Raw genomic sequence first — 21,317 nt, 5'->3', positions numbered from 1 at the left:
CACCGCTCAGTGGTGGTACCGGATCAGACGCCCGGGACCGGGTAGGTCGGGTACTCGACCCCGGAGACGTACTGGACGACCCGGATGACCTGGCACGAGTAGCCGAACTCGTTGTCGTACCAGAGGTAGAGGATCGCGTTGTCGCCGTCGACCTTGGTGGCGCCGGCGTCGACGATCGAGGAGTGGCGCGAGCCGACGAAGTCCATGGAGACGGCGTCGGGAGCCGTGGTGAAGTCGATCTGGCGCTTCAGCGGCGAGTGCAGCGAGACGTCGCGGAGGTAGTCCAGGACCTCCTCGCGCGTGGTCTCACGGCCCAGGCGCAGGCTCAGGATGGCGATCGAGACGTCCGGGACGGGGACGCGGATCGAGCTGCCGGTGATCGGGGCCTTCAGGTCGGGCAGCGCCTTGGCGACGGCCGAGGCGGCACCGGTCTCGGTGATCACCATGTTGAGCGGCGCGGAGCGGCCGCGACGGTCGGCCTTGTGGTAGTTGTCCAGCAGGTTCTGGTCGTTCGTGAACGAGTGGACGGTCTCCACGTGACCGCGCAGCACGCCGTACTCGTCGTCCATGGCCTTGAGCGGCGGGACGATGGCGTTGGTGGTGCAGGAGGCGCAGGACAGGATCTGCTCGTCCGGCTTGATGGTGTCGTGGTTGACACCGTGGACGATGTTCGGGACGTCGCCCTTGCCCGGGGCCGTCAGGACGACCTTGTCGATGCCGGGGCGCAGGTGCTTCGACAGACCCTCGCGGTCGCGCCACTTGCCCGTGTTGTCGATGAGGATGGCGTCCTTGATGCCGTACGCCGTGTAGTCGACCTCGGACGGGTCGTTGGCGTAGATCACCTTGATCGCGTTGCCGTTGGCGATGATCGTGCTGTTCGCCTCGTCGACCGTGATCGTGCCGTTGAACTGACCGTGGATCGAGTCGCGGCGCAGCAGCGAGGCACGCTTCACGAGGTCCTGGTCGCCGCCACCGCGGACGACGATGGCACGCAGGCGCAGGCCGTTGCCGGAGCCGGCCTTCTCGATGAGCAGGCGGGCGACGAGTCGGCCGATGCGGCCGAAGCCGTAGAGGACGACGTCACGGCCGGTGGAGCGCTCGAGCTTGTTCTCGCCGGTGGCACCGGCGACGGCCTCGGCGGTGAACTCCGCCACCGAGAGGCCGCGGCTGTCGTTCTTGTAGTCGGCGGCGAGCATGCCGATGTCGATCTGCGAAGGGCCGAGATCGAGCGTGGTGAGCACCTGCAGGAACGGCATGGTCTCGGTGACCGAGAGCTCCTCACCGTCGATCTGCCGGGCGAATCGGTGGGTCTTGAGGATGCTGACCACCGACTTGTTCACCAGCGAGCGGCTGTGAAGCAGGACCGTGACGTCCCGCTCCCGGTGCAGCTTCCCGATGATCGGAATCATCGACTCCGCGATCTCTTCGCGGTTTTTCCAGCTGCTGAACGAGTCCTCAATGACAGTCACAGGTTTATCTTTCGAGCTAGGCGGTGCTCATATGCTAACCACCTTATCCCCTGCCCTTTCACCCGCCCCCATCGGGCTACGCTGCGGGTGATCCTCTAGGAGTCAGGGATGGAGCAGGACATGGAGACGCAGAGCCGTACCGCGCTGGTGGAAGGCCTGATGGAGCGCTTCCCGCACGTGCCGAGAGAGGCCGTGATCAAGGAGGACCTGCTCCGCGGCGGCATGGCCTTCGACGAGTCCGCGCTCAGCGGTACGGCCGACGGCGCTTCGGGGGACGTGAAGCCGAAGTCGTACTTCATCTTCTCCTTCGACCACCGGACCCTGCCCGAGCTCGGTGCCGCCGCGCTGAACCGCCCGCCGGAGGAGATCGTCCTCACCGGCGGCCCCTACGGCCTGCGGCGCACGGTCGTGTCGGTACGGGTCAACCCGGACTCCCCCTACGTCGTGCGCGGCGGCGAGGACGGCTCGCTCGGCCTCTACCTGGACGGCGTACGGATCTCGGACGTCGGCCTGCCGCCGATGCCGGAGTACTACCGGCACAAGCTGTCGAACGGGAAGTCGGTGATGGAGGTCGCGCCGACCATCCAGTGGGGCTACCTGATCTACCTGACGGTCTTCCGGGTGTGCCAGTACTTCGGCGCCAAGGAGGAGTGCCAGTTCTGCGACATCAACCACAACTGGCGCCAGCACAAGGCGGCCGGCCGCCCCTACACCGGCGTGAAGCCGGTCGAGGAGGTGCTGGAGGCCCTGGAGATCATCGACCGGTACGACACCGCGGGCACCTCGCGGGCGTACACCCTGACGGGCGGTTCGATCACCTCGCAGGTCGGCGGCCGCGACGAGGCCGACTTCTACGGTCACTACGCGAAGGCCATCGAGGAGCGCTTCCCCGGCCGCTGGACCGGCAAGGTCGTCGCCCAGGCCCTGCCCCGGGACGCCGTTCAGCGCTTCCACGACTACGGCGTCAAGATCTACCACCCGAACTTCGAGGTGTGGGACCGACGACTGTTCGAGCTGCACTGCCCGGGCAAGGAGCGCTACGTCGGCCGCGACGAATGGCACCGCAGGATCCTGGACTCCGCCGAGATCTTCGGCCCGCGCAATGTGATCCCGAACTTCGTGGCGGGCATCGAGATGGCCGAGCCCTTCGGTTTCACCAAGGTGAGCGAGGCCATCGAGTCGACCACCGAGGGCCTGCGGTTCTTCATGTCGAACGGTGTCGTGCCGCGCTTCACCACGTGGTGCCCGGAACCGACGACCCCGCTGGGCAAGGCCAACCCGCTGGGCGCGCCGCTGGAGTACCACATCCGGCTGCTGGAGGCCTACCGGGCGACGCTGGAGGAGTTCGGCCTGAGCTCCCCGCCCGGCTACGGTCCGGCCGGTCCGGGGCGCGCGGTGTTCTCCGTCAGCTCGTTCATGGACAGCCTGGAGGGCCTCGAAGCCGCCGACGCCTGACGCGGGCCGCTCGGCCGCCCGCCGCTCAGTCCTCTCGGCCCTCTCGGTCCTCGCCGTCGCCCCGGAGCCGGTCCCGCTGGATGCGGTGGGCCAGGGCGCGGCGCACCGAGGCCGACGACGCGGGTGCGGCCGTGGTCTTCGGCGGGATGTCGAGACCGCGGCCGATCTCGTCGTACGCGGCCCGGTGGGCGCCGGGGAGCGCGTCCCGGTGCCGCCTCAGGTCCTCCTCCACGAGGCGCCGCAGCTCGTCGACGACCGCCGGCGTGAAGCGCTTGCGGCCCCGGGCGAGGGCGTCCACGTGGCGGGCGCAGCGCGCGTCCTCGCCGCAGCGCTCGGAGACGTCCTCGGCCAGGGCCCACAGCCGCCCTTCGAGCCACGGCGCGTCGTACTGGTCGAGGGTGAGCGCCATCGGGGACGCGGCGTCCTCGCCGTCCCTGCCCTTCGCCACCTGCTTGGAGACGGCGGGCTGGCTCATGCCGGTGAGCCCGGCGATCCTGTCCTGGGTCCAGCCGAGCCCGGCCAGCACCGTGATCATCTCGGCGCGGAGCCTGCGCGCCTCCTCGCCCGCGCGGATGACCTCGTTCATCCCGTCGAGCATCCGCGCGGCCTGCTCCTCGGTCAGCGCCCCGAGCTCCCCGATCCTGCCTTCTCCGCCTGCCATGGCTCCTTTGTACACCGGCCCGGGCCTTCGCCATAACCGGGTTGTACAACCTGGTTATGGCGTGTGAGCATCCCGCCATGCCCACCTTCTGCGCACCCGACGGAACCCTTCTCGCCTACCGCACGGACGGCGACGGCGATCCGCTCGTCTGCATCCCCGGAGGCCCCGCCGACTCCGCCTACCTCGGCGACCTCGGCGGCCTGTCCGCTCACCGCCGGCTGATCATCCCGGACCTGCGGGGCACCGGCCGGTCCGCGACCCCCGAGGACCCGTCCTCGTACCGCTGCGACCGGCTCGTCGAGGACGTCGAGGCCCTGCGCGCCCATCTGGGCCTCGCCCGGATGGACCTCCTGGCCCACTCCGCCGGGACGAACATCGCCGTCCGGTACGCGGCCCGGCACCCGGAGCGCGTCGACAGGCTCGCCCTCGTCGGCCCCAGCAGCCGGGCCGTCGGCCTGGAGATCACCGGGGAGACCCGCCGGGCGTGCGCGCGGCTGCGCGAGGGCGAGCCGTGGTTCCCCGCGGCCTACGCCGCCCTGGTGGCGCTCACCGAGGGCCGGGGCGGTGACGCGGAGGCCATCGCCCCCTTCTTCCACGGCCGTTGGGACGCCGCCGCGCGCGAGCACCACGAGGCCGCCCGGCCGGGCAACGAGGAGGCCGTGGCCCGCTTCGGCGCCGAGGGGGCCTTCGACCCCGAGGGCACCCGGGCGGCGCTCGCCGCCTTCCGTCAGCCCGTGCTGCTGCTCACCGGGGAGTTCGACCTCAACAGCCCTCCCCCGATGGTCCGCGAGTTCACCGGACTGTTCCCCGACGCCGCCTTCACGGTGCAGCCGGGGGCGGGACACCATCCGTGGACCGACGACCCCGACCGGTTCACGACCGCCGTCAGGGCCTTCCTGTCATCCCCGTCTCGCAATACGAGACAGTAGGATTTCGAATTCCCTTCACAGATAACAATTTCCCGTAAACGAGGTTTGAACTCGGGGCGATCTCTTATCCTCCCCGCATGCCGATCTTCGGAACCCGCCGCCGCAAGCCGCGCCTCGCACCTGAGCTCGACGACGTCCAACTCGGCCGGGTCCTGAAGGCATTGGAGGGCAGTCCCTCCCCCGGCCTGGCGGACCTTCAGATCGCGCAGGTGGAGCAGCTGCTGGCGGACGCCGGCACGGACTGGGACCGGCGTTCGCACCGGCTCGGCGTCCTGGCCCACGCCGCGGCCGACTCCAACTTCGTACGGACCTGGCCCGCCCGGCGTCCCGGCAGCGGGGACGCGCTCCTGTTGCAGGCCTGGGCGGACCTCGTACGGGGCACCCGCAAGGGCGACATGGACGACGCCCAGACCGCGGTCGACGCCTGCTACGACGCGGCGGACCTGAGGCCCGCCGACCCCGGTCCGTGGGTGGTGCTGCTGGGGATCCTGCGGCTGCTGCGGCGCCCCTCGCAGGAGGTGTTCCGGATATGGCAGGAGGTGCTGTCCCGTGACACCTGGAACCGCGAGGCGCACCTCCAGATGCTCGGCTACCTGTCGCCGGACGAGTGCGGCTCGCACATGCAGGTGCTCGAATTCATCGACGCCTCGCGGTCCCGCATGCCGGCCAACGCGCCCACGGCCGGCATAGAACTGACGGCGACCGTCCGGCGGCACCACACCGGCGCCGCCGCCGAGGACGACCTGAGCACGCTCATGGCGCGCCGACACTGGGCGAGCGCCCCCGCGGCGCCCATCCTGGACCGGGCGTACGCCAACTGGCGCAGCCCCGGCTTCCTGCACCACGCGGCGGCCAAGGCCGATCTGAACCTGCTGGCCTTCGCCCTGGTGCAGGCCAACCGGATCCGGGACGCCGGTGAGGTCTTCACCCTGATCGACGGCACGGTGACCGAGTGGCCCTGGCGCCTCGTCGGCGACCCGATGCAGCAGTACGCGTACTGGCGGGAGCGCGCCCAGCGCTGATCCGCGCCGGGTCCGGCGCCTCGCCCGTCAGCCCTTCCTGACCACGCTCGACTTCAGCTGCATGTTGCCGAAGCCCTCGATCCGGCAGTCGATGTCGTGGCCGTCGACCCCGTCCACGAGGCGGATGTTGCGCACCTTCGTGCCCGCCTTGATGCCGGTGGTGCTGCCCTTGACCTTCAGCCCCTTGACCACCGTCACCGTGTCCCCGTCCGACAGCACGTTGCCCACGGAGTCCTTGATCACCCGCTCCTCGGAGGCGGCGTCACCGGACCCGGCGCCGGCGGGCTCCCACTCGTGCCCGCACTCGGGGCAGACGAGCAGGGCGCCCATCTCGTAGGCGTACTCACCGGAACATTCGGGGCAGGGGGGCAAGGAGGTTTCGCTCATCCCATCAGTATATTTCCGGCAACGTGCCGTTCCGCGACGGGCCGCCCTCTCCACCGTTCTGACAAATCATCAGGTCATCTGTCCCGGACTATTGACTCTGCTGTCAGCAGCCGAGATTCTCGGTCGGATCCCCCACCGTGCCATCTGCCGAGTGAAAACGTGATGATGACATGCACATGACCCCCCTCCCGCGCTTCAGGCGCAGACCGCTCGCGGTCCTCTCGATACTCCTCACCGTGGTCGCCATGGTGATCGGCCCCGCGTCCACTTCCTCCGCCGCCGACCCCGGCTGGTGGAACCCCGTCGCCCGGCCCGCGCCGGATTCCGAGATCAACGTCACCGGCGAGCCCTTCAAGGGCACCGACGCCCAGGGCCGGGTCCGCGGCTTCGTCGACGCCCACGACCACCTGATGTCCAACGAGGGCTTCGGCGGCCGGCTCATCTGCGGCAAGCCGTTCTCCGAGCAGGGCGTCGCCGACGCGCTCAAGGACTGCCCCGAGCACTACCCCGACGGCACGCTCGCGATCTTCGACATGATCACCAAGGGTGGCGACGGCAAGCACGACCCGACCGGCTGGCCCACCTTCAAGGACTGGCCCGCGCACGACTCGCTCACCCACCAGCAGAACTACTACGCCTGGGTGGAGCGGGCCTGGCGCGGCGGCCAGCGGGTGCTCGTCAACGACCTCGTCACCAACGGGGTCATCTGCTCGGTCTACTTCTTCAAGGACCGCGGCTGCGACGAGATGACCGCCATCCGCCTGGAGGCGCAGAAGACCTACGACATGCAGGCGTACATCGACAAGATGTACGGCGGCCCGGGCAAGGGCTGGTTCCGCATCGTCACCGACTCCGCGCAGGCCCGCGAGGTGATCAAGCAGGGCAAGCTCGCCGTCGTCCTGGGGGTCGAGACCTCCGAGCCCTTCGGCTGCAAGCAGATCCTGGACATCGCCCAGTGCTCCAAGGAGGACATCGACCGCGGCCTCGACGAGCTGCACAAGCTCGGCGTGCGCAGCATGTTCCTCTGCCACAAGTTCGACAACGCGCTCTGCGGGGTCCGCTTCGACGAGGGCGCCCTGGGCACCGCGATCAACGTGGGCCAGTTCCTGTCGACCGGCACCTTCTGGAAGACGGAGCAGTGCGCCGGCCCGCAGCACGACAACCCCATCGGGCTCGCGGCGGCCCCCGAGGCGCAGAAGCAGCTCCCGGCGGGCGTGGCCGTGCCCTCGTACGCGTCGAACGCGCAGTGCAACAGCCGCGGTCTGACCGACCTGGGCGAGTACGCGGTGCGCGGGATGATGAAGCGCAAGATGATGCTCGAGGTCGACCACATGAGCGTCAAGGCCGCCGGCCGCGCCTTCGACATCCTGGAGACCGAGTCCTACCCCGGCGTGATCTCCTCGCACAGCTGGATGGACTCGGAGTGGAGCGAGCGGGTCTACAAGCTCGGCGGCTTCATCGCCCAGTACATGGGCGGCTCCGAGGGCTTCAGCGGGGAGGCCAAGAGCAAGGACGCCCTGCGCGACAAGTACAAGGTCGGCCTCGGGTACGGCACCGACATGAACGGCGTCGGCGGCTGGCCCGGCCCCCGGGGCGCGAACACCCCGAACCCGGTGAAGTACCCCTTCCGCAGCACCGACGGCGGCTCCGTCATCGACAAGCAGACGACGGGGCAGCGCACGTGGGACCTGAACACCGACGGCGCCTCGCACTACGGCCTGGTCCCGGACTGGATCGAGGACATCCGGCTCGTCGGCGGTCAGGACGTGGTGGACGACCTCTTCAAGGGCGCCGAGTCCTACCTCGGCACCTGGGGCGCCTCCGAGCGGCACAAGGCGGGCGTGAACCTCGCCGCGGGCGCTCCCACCTCGGCCAGTTCGGCGGAGTGGAACCCGTTCGTCAGCTACGCGTCCGGCCGGGCCGTGGACGGCGACACGGGCTCCCGCTGGGCGAGCGACTGGAGCGACGACCAGTGGCTCCAGATCGATCTGGGCAGCACGAACCTCGTCAAGCGCGTCACGCTCAACTGGGAGCGCGCGTACGGTAAGGGCTACAAGATCGAGGTCTCGTCCGACGGGACGAACTGGCAGTCCGTATGGTCCACGACGACCGGTGACGGCGGCCTGGACACGGCGCTGTTCGACGGCGTGTCGGCACGCTACGTACGCGTCCACGGGGTGCAGCGCGGCACCCAGTGGGGCTACTCCCTCTACGAGGTCGGCGTGTACAGCAGCTGACCCCGTACGGGAACACGGAACACCCCGGGGCCGGTCGGATCAGGAGCCCCTCCTGATCCGACCGGCCCCGGCACGAGAACGGGAGGGACCCGATGGCACGGATGCCGTCCGCCGAGCGCCGCCAGCAGCTGACCGAGGCCGCGATCCGCGCCATGACCCGCGACGGCGTCGCCCGGACGACGACGCGGTCCATCGCGGCCGAGGCGGGCGTGTCGCTGAGCGTCTTCCACTACTGCTTCGACTCCAAGCAGGCCCTGCTGGAATCGGTCATCACGGCGATCACCGACGAGTACATCACCGTGGTGCGGGAGGCGATCCGGCCGAAGGCCACGCTCCGGGAGACCGTACGGGCCGGCTTCCGGGCGTACTGGGACCACGTGGCCGCGCACCCGGGCACGCACCTGCTCACCTACGAGCTCACCCAGTACGCGATGCGCCAGCCCGGCTTCGAGCACCTGGCGCGCCGGCAGTACGAGGTGTACTCCGAGACCTACACCGGGCTCCTCGAAGAGCTCAGGGGCAGCGTGGAGTTCGAACTGCGCATCCCGCTGCCCGCGCTGGCCCGCTATCTGGTGGCCATGACCGACGGGCTGACGCTGAACCTCCTCGTGCTCGGCGACGACAAGGCCGCCGCGGAGATCCTCGACACGATGACCGAGCACGTGGCCGCGCTCGTCACCCACGACGGCTGAGCGCTGCGGGGCACGTCAGGCCCGGTACAGCAAGGTGGTCAGCACCTCGTGGAGCACCGCCTCCGGGTCCTCCGCACCCTGCGGCCACCGCCACGCCACGAATCCGTCGGGCCGTACGAGGACCGCGCCGGCCGGGGTCGTGCCGTGCACCTGCGCCCAGTCGGCGCCCTCCTCCGGGGACAGGTCGGCGTCGGGACCGGCGCCGATCGCGTAGGCGACCAGGTCCACGCCCAGTTCCCCGGCGACGGAGCGTGCCGCGTCCCGCCACGGCGTGCCCTCCGAGCCGAGCAGCACGAAGGACCGCTCGTAGAGGTCCACGGTCGACACCCGTTCCGCGGGCTGCTCCGCCCCGCGGGTGTGCAGCCACATGTGCGGGGCCCGGGTGCCCGGATCGCCGGCCGGCCGCATCCGTTCGGGTACGACGGGCTGCTCGTGGTCGGCGCCCAGGACCGCGCCCTGGTGGTAGCGGTAGCCCATGGCCACGGACAGGACCCCGCCCGGCCGGCCTCCTCCGGGTGCGGCGGAGCCGGGGTCGGGTTCGTAGCCCGGGTGGCTGTGCTCGGCCGAGCGGGCCGAGGCGCGCGCGCTCGTCGCCCGCGCCACCGGCAGCCGTTCGGCCTCGTAGCTCTCCAGCAGGCGGGGGCCCGCCGAGCCCTTCAGCACCGCGGCGAGCTTCCAGGCCAGGTTGTGGGCGTCCTGGATGCCGGTGTTCGAGCCGAACGCGCCGGTGGGGGACATCTCGTGGGCGGAGTCCCCGGCGAGGAAGACCCGTCCGGAGCCGTACCGCTCGGCGACCCGTTCGGCCGCGTGCCACGGGGCCTTGCCCGTGATCTCCACGTCCAGGTGGGGCGCGCCGACGGCCCGGCGGATGTGCTCGGCGCAGCGCTCGTCGGTGAAGTCCTCCATGGTCTCGCCCCGGTCGGGGTGCCAGGGCGCGTGGAAGACCCACCGCTCCGCGTTGTCGACGGGCAGCAGGGCGCCGTCCGCGTCGGGTTTGGTCAGGTAGCAGACGATGAAGCGCCGGTCGCCGACCACGTCCGCGAGGCCGCGGGAGCGGAAGGTGACACTGACGTTGTGGAAGAGGTCGCCGGGGCCGGTCTGCCCGATGCGGAGCTCCTCGCGGACGGGGCTGCGCGGCCCGTCGGCCGCGACGAGGTAGTCCGCGCGCACCTTGGTGTGTTCCCCGGTCTCCAGGCTCTTCAGGACGGCGGTCACCCCCGTGGCGTCCTGGTCGAAGGAGAGCAGCTCGGTGGAGAACCGCAGGTCGGCGCCGAGCCGGGGGGTGACGGACATCAGCACCGGCTCGATGTCGTTCTGGCTGCACAGGCACCACGACGCCGGGCTGAAGCGGGCCAGGCCGCCGCCGGGGTCGATCTCCTCGAACAGCCACTCCTGGTCGTCACCGGTCAGGGAGCCGCCCTGCAGGATGCCGTGGTTGTCGGCCAGGACGCTCGCGGCCGCACGGATGCGGTGCTCGACACCCGCGACCCGGAACAGCTCCATGGTCCGCACGTTGATCCCGCGTCCGCGCGGGTGCAGCGAGGTGCCCGCGTGCTTCTCGACGAGCATGTGGCCGATGCCGTGCCGCCCGAGGAACAGCGAGGTGCACAGGCCCACGAGGGAGCCGCCCACGATCAGGACCGGCACGCGGAGGTCGACGTTTTCCTTCATGGCTCTTCCATGCCCTGTGAGAGGGCCGTTCCCTCGCCCGTTCACCCGCTTGGTTCTCCCCTCTCGCGCCGGGCGGTCCACGGGACAACGATCGGTTGCGGGTGGCGCCGCCGCCCGTGGCGACCGCGACGTCCCGAAGGAGTGTGAAAGATGACAACTTTGTCGGAACGGATATCCCAGTCCGCCTTCGACGGCTCGAGACTTCGGGTCGTGCTGCTGCTGGACCTGTACGACGGCGCTCAGAACCGGTTCCTGGAGGTGTACGAGCATCTGCGCAAGCAGGTGTCCTCCGTGCCCGGGCACATCAGCGACGAACTGTGCCAGTCGATCGAGAACCCTTCGCAGTGGCTGATCACCAGCGAATGGGAGAGCGCACCGCGCTTCCTCGCCTGGGTGAACAGCGAGGACCACGTGGCGTCGGTGCAGCCGCTCCACGGCTGCGTGCGGGACACGCGCTCGCTGCGGTTCAGCGTCATGCGCGAGGCGGGCAAGGACGCCTCTCCCCTGGTCTCCCCCACGCCGCGGCGCGGGGACGGGGTGGTGCGCCACGCGCTGACCTTCACCGTCAAGCCGGGCAGCGAGGCCGTCGTCGCCGACCTGCTGGCCTCGTACGTCTCCCCGCAGGCCCGGGTCGACGAGAGCACCCGGCTGCGCCGCACCTCCCTGTTCATGCACGGCAACCGGGTCGTGCGGGCGATCGAAGTGGAGGGCGACCTGCTGGCCGCCCTGAGCCATGTGGCCCGGCAGCCCGAGGTCAGGGCGCTGGAGGAGGCCATCAACCCGTACCTGGAGATGGACCGCGACCTCGACGACCCGGGATCGGCTCGGACGTTCTTCACCCGGGCGGCGCTCCCGGCCGTGCACCACGTGGCGGCGGCGCGGCCCGAGAGCGAGGACCTCGGGCGGCACGCGCTCTTCTATCCCGCGAAGGACGGGTGCGGCACGGCGCTCGCCCGGTTGCTCGCCCGCCAGGACGAGTTGGCGGTGGACGATCCGACGAGTCCCGTCGAGGCGAGCACCGTCTTCCAGCGCGACGACGTCGTCGTCCGGGTCCTGGACGTGCGCGGACCGCTCGACGCCCGACCCGCCCTGGCGCTCGGCGTGGAGGGCGACCACAAGGCGGCCGTCCTCGCCCGACTGCTCGACAGCGCCAAGGACGGGGTGCCCATCACCGACCAGGAGACCTCGCGCTTCCTCGCGCGCTCCGAAATGCGCCTGATCACCGACCGGCGTTCGCCGGCGCGAGCCTGAGGAGTTGTCCGTCATGACCGATCGACTGACCATCGAAGAACTCGCCGCACTGATGAAGAAGGGCGCCGGCGTCACGGTCGACGCCCGCGAGATGGCGAGCCGCCCCGAATCGGGGTTCGACGAGTGGGGCCTGGACTCCCTGGGCCTGCTGGGCATCGTCGGCGAACTGGAGAACCGGCACAGCCGGCCCCTGCCGCCCGAGGCGGAGCGGTGCAAGTCGCCGCAGGAGTTCCTCGACCTCGTCAACGGCGCCCTGATGTCGGGCACCTGAGCAGGTGCCCGACGGGGCACGCGTGCGGAACGCCCCCGGGACCGGCCCCGCGCCGGTCCCGGGGGCGTTCTCGCGTCGGCCGTGCGCCGGGCGGGCCGGTCCGCGGCCCGGTCCGCGGCCCGGTCATCCGGGCACGGTGGACTCGAACGCGTGCAGGTAGGCGTTGACCGGTCGGACCGAGGTGACGACCAGACCGGCGTCCGCCATCCGGGTGCGCATGCTCTCCTCGGTGTGCTTCGCCCCTCCGACGTTGAGCAGCAGGAGCAGGTCCATGGCCGTGGTGAACTTCATCGACGGGGTGTCGTCGACGAGGTTCTCGATGACGACGACCCGGGCTCCGGGGCGGGCCGCCGCGATCACGTTCCGCAGGGTCCTTCGGGTGCTGTCGTCGTCCCACTCCAGGATGTTCTTGATGATGTAGAGGTCCGCCTCGATCGGGACGGCCTCGCGGCAGTCGCCGGGGACGATCTCGACGCGTGCCGCGAGCGGGCCGCCGTCCCTCAGCCGGGGATCGGCCTTGGCCGCCACACCCGGCAGGTCGAGCAGGGCTCCCCGTACGGCAGGGTGCTTCTCCAGCAGGCTCGCCAGCACGTGGCCCTGGCCGCCGCCGATGTCGGCGACCGCCCGGACCCCGGTGAGGTCGAGGAGTTCCGCGACGTCCAGCGCCGACTGCGTGCTGGAGGTGGTCATGGCCCGGTTGAAGACGTGGGCCGACTCGTGGGCGTCCTCGTGCAGGTAGTCGAAGAAGCCCTTGCCGTAGAGCTCCTGGAACACGCTGCCGCCGGTGCGCACGGCGTCGTCGAGGCGCGGCCAGGCCTGCCAGGTCCAGGGCTCGGTGCACCACAGGGAGATGTAGCGCAGGCTGTGCGGATCGTCCTCGCGCAGCAGCCGGGACATGTCCGTGTGGACGTAGGCGCCCTCCTCGGTCTCTTCGAAGATCCCGTAGCAGGACAGGGCCCGCAGCAGTCTGCGCAGCGGCCGGGGCTCGCACCCGACGGCCGTCGCGAGCTCCTCGACGTCGGCGGGCGCGTCGCCGAGCGCGTCGGCGACTCCGAGGCGGGCCGCGGCCCGGACGGCCGCGGCGCAGGCCGCGCCGAAGACGAGCTCGCGCAGCCGCATGCCCGGCTGGGGGGTGTGGGGCTGGGCGGGGGGTGCGAGGGGGGTCGGCTTCGGACTCACGGTGGTCATGGGGCCTCGTCTCTGCTGGTGGCGGGCGGCACGGTCAGCACATCCCGGCGGGCACGGACGTCCGGCAGCGGTTGCCGGTGAACTTGTTGCCGGTTCCGGTGCCCTGGTTGGCGAGGTCGGCCGGCATGTTGCCGCGTACGACGTTGTCCTTGATGACGTTGTCGCTGTTCTTGGCGCCCACGAAGCTCTTGAACAGCAGGATCCCGCCCGAGAGCGGCGAGGAGCCGACGTTGTCGCGGATGGAGTTCGAACGGATCACCGTGTCCTCGGCGCCGGTGAGGACGATGCCGACGCCCTGGATGTCGGGGAGTCGGGTGTTGCCCTTGCAGAACTTGTTGTTCGCGTGGATGCGGTTGCCGCGGATGGTCATGTCCCCGGCGCCGGGGATGCCCTCGTCGCCGACGACGAACACGCCGCCGCAGTTCCCTGTGAGGGTGTTGTCGTTGACGGTGAGGTTCCGGACGCGCCTGACCGTCACTCCGATCCGGTTCCCGGTCAGGGTGTTGTCCCGGACCACGGCTCCGAGCGTGTCGGTGGCCCCGCCCTCGCGGTCGACGGTGTTGGCGATGAAGATGCCGGATTCCACGTTGTCCCGGGCGGTGTTGCCGCGGAACAGCCCGCGGGTGGACCTCTCCTGGGCGATGCCCCAGGTGCCGTTCTTCTCGGAGATCACCTGCTCGACGGCGAGATGGTCGGTGCGCGAGGCCCAGATGCCGTTGCGCTTGAAGCCGGAGACGGTCAGCGAGCGGATGCTCACCCGGTCGACGTCCTTCTCGGCCGTTCCCATCACGCAGATGCCGGTGTCGGCCTGGGAGCAGGCGGCGCCGGCCGCGCGGGCGTGGGGAGCCGCGGCGGCGGGGGTCGCCGGCGGCTTGATGACGGTCTGGCGCCCCCACCCGCGCAGCGTCAGCCGCTTGGTGATCAGCACCTGTTCCCGATAGGTGCCGGGCAGCACGGTGATGCTGTCCCCCGGCTTCGCGGCGTCCACGGCCGCCTGGATCGATTCTCCCGGATGCACCATGTGTCCGGCCGCGGCGGCGGGTGGCGCGGCGACGCCGAGGCAGGCGGCGATGACGGCTGTGATGCATGTGAGGCATTTGAGTTGTCGGTTCGTCACATTTTCGAAGCTAGGGGCGATCACCACCGCTCGCCACACCGGGTAAGCGGATGGATACATCCCGTGGGCAAACGGCTGCATTTTGAGGTCCACCGGCGTGGCGGCCTTCCCCTGTTGACCACACCCCGGCAACGGGCCTGGTCGGCGGGGGTTTCCCTGGTCGGCCCGGGACGGGCAACGGGAAACCCGTCGACCCCGGTCCGGCGGCGGGCACACGCTGAAGGGGTCCGCACGAAGCGGGACCCGGAGCAAGACCGGAGCAGGACCGGAGCCAGACCCGAGGGGAAAACATGTTCAAGCTGTTCCGCGGCGCCGCCGCACTCGCGACCGCCACCGTCGCCGTCGTCGCGCTCAGCGGCACCGTTCAGGCCAAGCCCGCCGACGCGTGGGCCGGGTGCCCGGACGGCGCGGTCTGCATCTATCCGCAGAACCAGAACCCGGCCGTCAAGCCGACCCACGTCTTCTACAGCTACGGGGCCCACAACCTGAACGGCCAGTACGGGAACCACTGGGTCCTCAACAACCAGTACGGCGGTGCGACCGCAAACCTGTGCACGGGCTACAACGGCGGGGGCTGCGGCAACCCCATCGCGGCCAAGACGGGCGTCTACGCCGACCTGACGCCCATCAACTCGATCCGCCTCAACCCGTAGCACCGAACCCCCACGCGGGAGCGTCCGGAGCCGTGCCCGAAGCGGCTCCGGACGCTCCTGTTCTGGTCATTCGCGTGCGAGCGACCAGCTCCCCGTCAGTCCCCCGCTGTAGCCTGGGCAGTGCCGTCTCACTGCCTCGGCACGCACCGCCATGGGGGATGTTGTGGGGGATCCGGACCACCGCCCGAACACCGGTCACCAGCTCGATTTCGACCCTGCCGAAGACGCCGACCCGCCCTTCTCCGTTCGATTGCGGCGTCTGCGGGTGCAACGCGGGCTGTCTTTGGCCGACCTGGCCCGGCAGACGCACTACAGCAAGGGCTACTTGAGCAAGATCGAGACCGGTGCGAAGCGCGCGACCCCCGACGTGGCGCGCCGCTGCGACGAGGTACTTCGAGCGGAGGGCGAACTCCTGCGGATGGTGCGGGAAGGCGAACCGCCATCGGCGGCAGCGGACCATCCCGCCGATCCCGGTGAGTGTCCCTACCGCGGGCTGCCGGCGTTCACCGTGCGGGAGGCGGGCTGGTTCTTCGGCAGGGAGCGGGCCACCGCGGAGCTGGTCGAGCGGGTCTACGAGCGGACCGGCAGCGGTCCGCTCCTGCTCGTCGCCCCGTCGGGCGCCGGCAAGTCGTCCCTGCTCAACGCGGGCCTCGTGCCCGCCCTGCGGCGCCCGGGCGGCTTCCCGATGGCGGGCGCCGACTCCTGGCCGGTGGTGCGGCTCACTCCCACCGCGCATCCCCTGGACGAGCTGCTCGACCGTACCGCGAAGGTGCTCGGCACCGATCTCGGCCTCACCGCGGAGGGGTTGGCCGCCGAGCCGAGGGCGCTGCTCGCGGCCGTCCGCAGGCTGTACGGCGACTCCCCCGCGGACCCGCCGGACCGGCCGGCTCCGCCGCCGCGGCCGGTGCTGATCGTCGATCAGTTCGAGGAGCTGTTCACCCTCTGCTCCGACGAGGAGGAACGGCGCTCGTTCGTACGGGTGCTACGGGCCCTGGCCGCGGCCCGTCCGGCACAGGACGGGTACGACCCGGCGCTCGTGGTGCTCGGGGTGCGGGCCGACTTCTCGGGCAACTGTCTGGACCTCCCGGAGCTGGCACCGGTCTTCGCCGAGGGCCTGTTCGTGCTGCCGCCGATGTCCGTGGCGGAGCTGCGCGAGTCGGTCGCGCGCCCGGCGGAGCGTGCCGGGCTCACCCTCGAACCGGGCCTCGTCCCGCTGCTGCTGCGCGACGCCGGTCTGCGGGGCGATCCGCCGGACCGGATCCCCTCCGGCGCGCTCCCCCTGGTCTCCCACGCCCTGATGGCCACCTGGCGGCGGCGGGAGGGGGACACGCTGACCGTCGCGGGATACGAACGGACCGGCGGGATCCGGGGGGCGGTCGCGCGGACCGCCGAGGACGTCTTCGCCCGGTTGTACCCGGCCGAACAGCGGGCCGTGCGGCGGATGCTCGTACGGCTCGTCCACGTGGTCGACGGCGCGGACGGCGCGGGGGTGACGCGGCGCCGGATGAGCCGGAGCGAGCTCATGGCGGCGCATCCCGCCGGGCCGGACCGCGCGGCGGCCGCGCTCGACAGCTTCGTACGGGCCCGCCTGATCACCATGGACAGCGACACCGTGGAGATCACCCACGAGGCCCTGCTGGAGGCCTGGCCGCGGCTGCGCGGCTGGATCCGGGCCGACCGGGCGGGGCTGCTGATCCACCAGCAACTGGCCCTCGCCGCCGCCGAGTGGGACCGCGAGCAGCGCGATCCGTCGGCCCTCCATCGTGGTGCCCGGCTGGAGAACGCCCGCGCCTGGGCCGACGAGCTCGACGGCCGCGGTCGCCTCGGCCCCCTGGAGGAGGCCTTCCTGCGGGCCAGTCAGGCCGCCGAGGAGGCCCGGCAGCGGCAGGCCGGGCGCCAGGTGCGGCTGCGACAACGGATGTTGGCCACGCTGGTGGTGCTGCTGGTCCTCGCCGTGGGCGCGGGCGGGCTGGCGTACCAGCAGCGGGCGGGCGCGCTCGGCCAGGAGCGCGTGGCGCGGTCGCGGGCGCTCGCCCTGCAGTCGGCGGCGCTCTCGGCCGGGCAGCCCGAGGCCTCGATGCGACTCGCCGGAGAAGCCTATCGCACCGCACCGACGAGCGAGGCCCGGGGCGCCCTGCTCAGCACGCAGTCGCAGCCGTTCATCGCCCGGCTCGGCGGGCACACCGGGCCCGTCAACGCGGTGGCGTTCGCGCCCGACGGCCGGACACTGGCCACGGCCGGGGCCGACGGCACGGTGCGGGTACGGGCGACGGCCGGGCACCGGACCCTGGCGTCCTTCACCGTGCCGGGCCGGGTCCGCGCGGTGGCGTTCAGCCCCGACGGCCGCACCCTCGCGGCCACTTCCACGGACGGGCCGGCCCGGCTGTGGGACGTCGCCGGGCGTCGTACCGCGGCGGTGTTCCCGGCGAGCACGTCGGGCGCCCGGGCCGTCGCCTTCGCCCCGGACGGCCGGACCCTGGCGGTCGCGGGCCCGGACGGGACGATCCGGCTGTGGGCCACGACGTACGACGGGGCGGACGACGCGGCGGGCGAGGCGGCGGGCGACAGGGCGGGCGACGCGGCGGCCGGGGGCGCGTCCGGGGAGCGCCGGGCCGTGGCCTCCCTGGAGGGGCACACGGGCAGGGTCAACGCCCTCGCCTACGCCCCGGACGGCCGGACGCTCGTATCGGCGGGCGCGGACCGGACCGTACGGCTGTGGGATCCGGTGGAGGCCCGCCCGTTGGCCGTGCTCGCCGGGCACACGGACGAGGTGCTGGGTGCGGCGTTCGCCCCGGACGGTCGTACGGTCGCCAGTGGGGGCGTCGACCGGACCGTCCGGCTGTGGGACGTGGCGGGGCGCCGGACCACCGCGACCCTCACCGGCAGCAGCGACGACGTGAACGGGGTCGCGTACACCCCGGACGGGACGACGGTGGTCGGCGCGGGCGGCGACGGGGCGACCCGGCTGTGGGACGTGGGCAGCGGCCGGCTTACGGCGACCCTGTCCGGGCACACCGACTACGTCCTCGGGGTGGCCGTGGATCCGGCCGGGGCGGTGCTGGCCACCGCCGGGTTCGACCAGTCGGTGGTCCTGTGGGACCTGCGCGGCGCGGTGCTGGCCTCGCGGCCGTTCTCGGAGATCTGGCACGCGGCGTACAGCCCCGACGGGAAGCTGCTGGCCACGGCGGAGGGGGACCACGCGGTGCGCCTGTGGGACGTTGCCGGCCGCAAGGTCCTCGCCGCCTTCGAGGGGCACGGCGAGACGGTGTTCTCGGTGGCCTTCTCCCCCGACGGCCGCACGCTCGCCTCGGCCGGGTCGGACGGCACGATCCGCCTGTGGGACGTCCCGGCGCGCCGCTCCTCGGCCGTCCTCCCGGGCCGGGCGGGGACCGTGTTCTCGGTGGCCTTCTCGCCCGACGGCCGCACCCTGGCCTCCGCGGGCTCCGACGGTGCCGTCCGGCTGTGGGACACCGTCGGGGGTACCGAGTCGGCCGTCCTCACCGGCCACACGGACTTCGCCAACGACGTGGCGTTCAGTCCCGACGGACGCACCCTGGCGAGTGCCGGTGACGATCTGACGGTGCGCCTGTGGGACGTGGCCGGGCGCCGCGCCCTCGCCACGCTCTCCGGTCACACGGGTGCGGTGCGCGGGGTCGCGTTCAGCCCCGACGGGGCCACCCTGGCCAGCAGCGGCAACGACGGCACCGTCCGGCTCTGGGACGCCCGGCGCCGGCGCTTCGAGGCGGCGCTGACCGGCCACACCGGTTCGGCCCGCGGGATCGCGTTCTCCCCCGACGGCCGTACGCTCGCCAGCAGCGGCAACGACCGTACGGTGCGGCTGTGGGACGTGGCCGGGCGCCGGCCGGTGGCAGCGCTGTCGGGGCACACGAACGCGGTCTGGGGCGTGGTGTTCTCCCCGGACGGGCGGACGGTGGCCTCCAGCAGCACCGACGGCACGGTCCGGCTGTGGGATCCGGACGTCGGGGCGCGGCTGGCGGCGATCGCGCGGACGTTGCGTCCGGGAGACTGAGCGCACGGATGCCGAAGGGGCGGGCCGTGCCTACGCGTTGGCGATGACCAGCAGGGTGCGGGCGGGCTCCGGGCCCGACAGGCGGCAGCGGTGCGGGACTTCGCCGCGGTGGTGGGCGCTCTGGCCCGCGCGCAGGGTGAGCGGGTCCTCGCCCTCGACCTCCAGGACGATCTCGCCCGCCAGGACGTACAGGAAGTCCTCGCCGGGGTGTTGGAACCAGCCCCGCTCGCCCTGGCCGGGCTCGAAGTGGTGCTCGTACGCCTCCATCAGGGTGCTGCGCCCGCCCGGGATGAGCACCTGCGCGATCTGCCCGGCGGCCTCTTCGACCCGGATGACCTGCGGGTCCGCCTCGTGGCTGACCGTGCCGGGCCGGCCGGGGGGCCGCAGGAAGGTGCCGGGTGTGACGTCGAGGGCCTCGGCGATCCGGTAGATGGAGCTGAGGCTGGGCGTGGCGAGTCCGCGTTCCAACTGGCTGAGGAAGGGCTGCGAGAGCCCCGACCGGGCGGCGAGCACGGCCATGGAGACGCCGCGTCGCTTGCGGCAGTCGCGGATCACCTGTCCGACCTCGATGGCTTCGGGCGTGGGTTCTGGGCGAGACACGCTGGTGAACGTACCCCATGGCGGATCCCGGGCCGGGCGGCTCCGGGAGGTTTCGTACTGCCGCAACACTCCCTTAATAAGCGTCGTCAATTATTGACCTCACTTATCCCGCCTTGAGCGAACGCCCGCCCCGGGCGAACGAACGACCCAGGAGCCGCCCCGTGCACGCCACCCCCTCACCGCCCGGCCGGGCCCTCGGCCGACTCGGCCCGGCCCTGGGCGCGGCCGGTGCCGTACTCGCCCTCTGGTACCTGCTCGCCGGGTCCGGGGCAGTGGCTCCCGGGCTGCTGCCCACGCCCGGGCAGACCCTCGCCGCCCTCGCGGACAGCGCCTCCAGTGGCACCCTGGCCACGGACCTCGGCGCCAGCCTGACCCGGGCGGGACAGGGCTTCGCCCTGGGCGCGGCCGTCGGCAGCGCGCTGGGCTTCGCCACTGGCAGCCTGCCGTGGCTGTCCGCCGCCGTGTCCCCGGTGGTCTCCTTCCTCCGCCCGATCCCGGCGATCGCGCTGGTGCCGTTGGCCACCGCCTGGTTCGGCATCGGCGAGAGCGCGAAGCGCCTGCTCATCGCGTACGCCGTCCTCCTCGCGGTGTGGCTGTACGTGCACGACGGGGTCTCCCGGGTGCCCGTCTCGCACCTGAGGGCGGCCCGGTCGCTCGGGGCGCCGCTGCACCGGCGGATCACCGAGGTCCTGCTGCCCGCCGCGGCCCCCGCCCTGCTCGCGGCGCTGCGCTACGGGGCCTCGGTGGCGCTGCTCGCGCTGGTCGCGGCCGAACTGGGGGGCGCGGACAGCGGATTGGCGTACCGGCTCCAGGTCGACGGCCAGTTCCTGCGGGTGGACCGGATGTTCGCGGGGCTGCTCGTCCTCGGGCTGCTCGGGGTGGCCGTCGACCTGGTCCTGGCGGCGGTGGGCCGCCGGTTCGCGCACTGGAGCGAGTCATGAGCCTCGACGTACGCCTGGAGGGGCTGTCGGTCGGCTACGACGCGGCCCCGGTCCTGGAGCACACCGATCTGGAGTTCCCGGCGGGCTCGTTCACGGCCCTGCTGGGCCCCAGCGGCTGCGGCAAGTCCACCGTGCTGAACACGATCGCGGGGTTCGTACGGCCCGCCGCCGGGCGCGTGACCGCCGGCTCGGCGCCGGTGCTCGGGCCGGGACCGGAACGGGGCGTGGTCTTCCAGCACTACGCGCTCTTCCCCTGGCGCACGGCCCGCGGGAACGTCGAGTTCGCCCTCAAGCGACTCGGCCTGCCCCGCGCGGAACGCCGGCGGCGGGCACTGGCGGCGCTCGCCGAGGTGGGGCTCGCGGACGGCGCGGAGAAGTACCCGGCGGAGCTGTCGGGCGGGATGCGCCAGCGCGTGGCACTGGCCCGGGCCCTGGCCGCCGAGCCGGAAGTCCTGCTGATGGACGAGCCGTTCGGGGCGCTCGACGCCCTGACCCGGACCCGGATGCAGGAGCTGCTGCGGGAGCTGTGGCAGCGCACCGGCACCACCGTCCTCTTCGTCACGCACGACATCGACGAGGCCCTCGCCCTCGCCGAACGGGTGATCGTCCTCGGCGGCTCCCCCGGCCGCGTGCTCGCCGACCACCCCGTGCCGGCCGGGCCGCCCGACCCGGACCTGCGTTCCTTGATCGCCCGCCATCTCGGCTCCGAATGACCCCGCTTCGCCCCTCACTCTTCGCCGCTC

At 72.0% G+C, this 21,317-nt stretch carries 18 protein-coding genes; 11 read left to right on the top strand and 7 right to left on the bottom strand.

Features of this window, described 5'->3' with window-relative positions; translation table 11 throughout:
• Positions 1-23: 23 nt before the first annotated feature.
• A complete protein-coding gene (locus ACFYYJ_RS30530) occupies positions 24-1,469 on the bottom strand; it encodes a glyceraldehyde-3-phosphate dehydrogenase (RefSeq protein ID WP_385126110.1) in 1,446 nt (481 codons plus the stop codon).
• A 120-nt stretch (positions 1,470-1,589) separates the two neighbouring features.
• Between ACFYYJ_RS30530 and ACFYYJ_RS30525 the strand changes: the two genes are divergently transcribed.
• Positions 1,590-2,924 (top strand): radical SAM protein, encoded by a 1,335-nt coding sequence (locus tag ACFYYJ_RS30525; RefSeq protein WP_385126220.1) that lies wholly within the window; start codon positions 1,590-1,592, stop codon positions 2,922-2,924.
• 25 nt (positions 2,925-2,949) lie between these two features.
• Here ACFYYJ_RS30525 and ACFYYJ_RS30520 read toward each other — a convergent pair whose 3' ends face one another.
• Positions 2,950-3,585 (bottom strand): sigma-70 family RNA polymerase sigma factor, encoded by a 636-nt coding sequence (locus tag ACFYYJ_RS30520; RefSeq protein WP_389137248.1) that lies wholly within the window; start codon positions 3,583-3,585, stop codon positions 2,950-2,952.
• Between the two features lie 77 nt (positions 3,586-3,662).
• Here ACFYYJ_RS30520 and ACFYYJ_RS30515 point away from each other — a divergent pair, with 77 nt between their 5' ends.
• Complete coding sequence (locus ACFYYJ_RS30515) at positions 3,663-4,514, top strand: alpha/beta fold hydrolase (protein WP_389137246.1); 852 nt, start codon at positions 3,663-3,665, stop codon at positions 4,512-4,514.
• A gap of 77 nt (positions 4,515-4,591) precedes the next feature.
• Complete coding sequence (locus ACFYYJ_RS30510; protein ID WP_385126115.1) at positions 4,592-5,536, top strand: hypothetical protein; 945 nt, start codon at positions 4,592-4,594, stop codon at positions 5,534-5,536.
• 27 nt (positions 5,537-5,563) lie between these two features.
• Here ACFYYJ_RS30510 and ACFYYJ_RS30505 read toward each other — a convergent pair whose 3' ends face one another.
• Entirely contained in the window at positions 5,564-5,923 is a 360-nt protein-coding gene (locus ACFYYJ_RS30505) for a zinc ribbon domain-containing protein YjdM (RefSeq protein ID WP_385126117.1), read from the bottom strand.
• 176 nt (positions 5,924-6,099) lie between these two features.
• Between ACFYYJ_RS30505 and ACFYYJ_RS30500 the strand changes: the two genes are divergently transcribed.
• The gene (locus ACFYYJ_RS30500; RefSeq protein WP_385126119.1) at positions 6,100-8,160 is read left to right on the top strand and encodes a discoidin domain-containing protein; all 2,061 of its coding nucleotides are present in this window, start codon (positions 6,100-6,102) and stop codon (positions 8,158-8,160) included.
• A 92-nt stretch (positions 8,161-8,252) separates the two neighbouring features.
• Positions 8,253-8,852 carry a TetR/AcrR family transcriptional regulator gene (locus ACFYYJ_RS30495; protein ID WP_389137244.1) on the top strand — a complete coding sequence of 200 codons (600 nt, stop codon included), beginning with the start codon at positions 8,253-8,255 and terminating at the stop codon, positions 8,850-8,852.
• Between the two features lie 15 nt (positions 8,853-8,867).
• On the opposite strand, the gene ACFYYJ_RS30490 is transcribed toward ACFYYJ_RS30495, so the two are convergent.
• Entirely contained in the window at positions 8,868-10,523 is a 1,656-nt protein-coding gene (locus tag ACFYYJ_RS30490) for an FAD-dependent oxidoreductase (RefSeq protein WP_385366816.1), read from the bottom strand.
• Positions 10,524-10,673: 150 nt separating this feature from the next.
• On the opposite strand from ACFYYJ_RS30490, the gene ACFYYJ_RS30485 reads away from it, so the two are divergent.
• Both ACFYYJ_RS30485 and ACFYYJ_RS30480 read left to right on the top strand, forming a co-directional pair.
• A complete protein-coding gene (locus tag ACFYYJ_RS30485) occupies positions 10,674-11,774 on the top strand; it encodes a SchA/CurD-like domain-containing protein (protein ID WP_385126124.1) in 1,101 nt (366 codons plus the stop codon).
• Between the two features lie 13 nt (positions 11,775-11,787).
• Positions 11,788-12,045 carry an acyl carrier protein gene (locus ACFYYJ_RS30480; RefSeq protein WP_384586517.1) on the top strand — a complete coding sequence of 86 codons (258 nt, stop codon included), beginning with the start codon at positions 11,788-11,790 and terminating at the stop codon, positions 12,043-12,045.
• A 123-nt stretch (positions 12,046-12,168) separates the two neighbouring features.
• On the opposite strand, the gene ACFYYJ_RS30475 is transcribed toward ACFYYJ_RS30480, so the two are convergent.
• Both ACFYYJ_RS30475 and ACFYYJ_RS30470 read right to left on the bottom strand, forming a co-directional pair.
• Positions 12,169-13,233 carry a methyltransferase gene (locus tag ACFYYJ_RS30475; protein WP_385126128.1) on the bottom strand — a complete coding sequence of 355 codons (1,065 nt, stop codon included), beginning with the start codon at positions 13,231-13,233 and terminating at the stop codon, positions 12,169-12,171.
• A 34-nt stretch (positions 13,234-13,267) separates the two neighbouring features.
• Positions 13,268-14,350, bottom strand: a complete 1,083-nt coding sequence (locus ACFYYJ_RS30470) for a nitrous oxide reductase family maturation protein NosD (RefSeq protein WP_385126130.1) — start codon at positions 14,348-14,350, stop codon at positions 13,268-13,270.
• Between the two features lie 290 nt (positions 14,351-14,640).
• Between ACFYYJ_RS30470 and ACFYYJ_RS30465 the strand changes: the two genes are divergently transcribed.
• Positions 14,641-15,003 carry a hypothetical protein gene (locus ACFYYJ_RS30465; RefSeq protein ID WP_385126131.1) on the top strand — a complete coding sequence of 121 codons (363 nt, stop codon included), beginning with the start codon at positions 14,641-14,643 and terminating at the stop codon, positions 15,001-15,003.
• A gap of 151 nt (positions 15,004-15,154) precedes the next feature.
• Positions 15,155-19,033 (top strand): helix-turn-helix domain-containing protein, encoded by a 3,879-nt coding sequence (locus ACFYYJ_RS30460; protein WP_389137239.1) that lies wholly within the window; start codon positions 15,155-15,157, stop codon positions 19,031-19,033.
• Between the two features lie 30 nt (positions 19,034-19,063).
• On the opposite strand, the gene ACFYYJ_RS30455 is transcribed toward ACFYYJ_RS30460, so the two are convergent.
• Positions 19,064-19,633: a helix-turn-helix domain-containing protein gene (locus ACFYYJ_RS30455; RefSeq protein ID WP_385126135.1), complete on the bottom strand. Its 570-nt coding sequence runs from the start codon at positions 19,631-19,633 to the stop codon at positions 19,064-19,066.
• Positions 19,634-19,794: 161 nt separating this feature from the next.
• Between ACFYYJ_RS30455 and ACFYYJ_RS30450 the strand changes: the two genes are divergently transcribed.
• Both ACFYYJ_RS30450 and ACFYYJ_RS30445 read left to right on the top strand, forming a co-directional pair.
• Positions 19,795-20,574, top strand: a complete 780-nt coding sequence (locus ACFYYJ_RS30450) for an ABC transporter permease (RefSeq protein ID WP_385126137.1) — start codon at positions 19,795-19,797, stop codon at positions 20,572-20,574.
• A complete protein-coding gene (locus tag ACFYYJ_RS30445; RefSeq protein WP_385126139.1) occupies positions 20,571-21,287 on the top strand; it encodes an ABC transporter ATP-binding protein in 717 nt (238 codons plus the stop codon). Before ACFYYJ_RS30450 ends, ACFYYJ_RS30445 begins: the two co-directional genes overlap by 4 nt.
• The last annotated feature ends 30 nt before the right edge of the window (positions 21,288-21,317 follow it).

The sequence above is a fragment of the Streptomyces sp. NPDC002467 genome (assembly GCF_042889825.1).
Taxonomy (GTDB): domain Bacteria; phylum Actinomycetota; class Actinomycetes; order Streptomycetales; family Streptomycetaceae; genus Streptomyces.
Note: the sequence above shows the minus strand (reverse complement) of the source record. Positions and strands in the feature narration are given on the sequence as shown.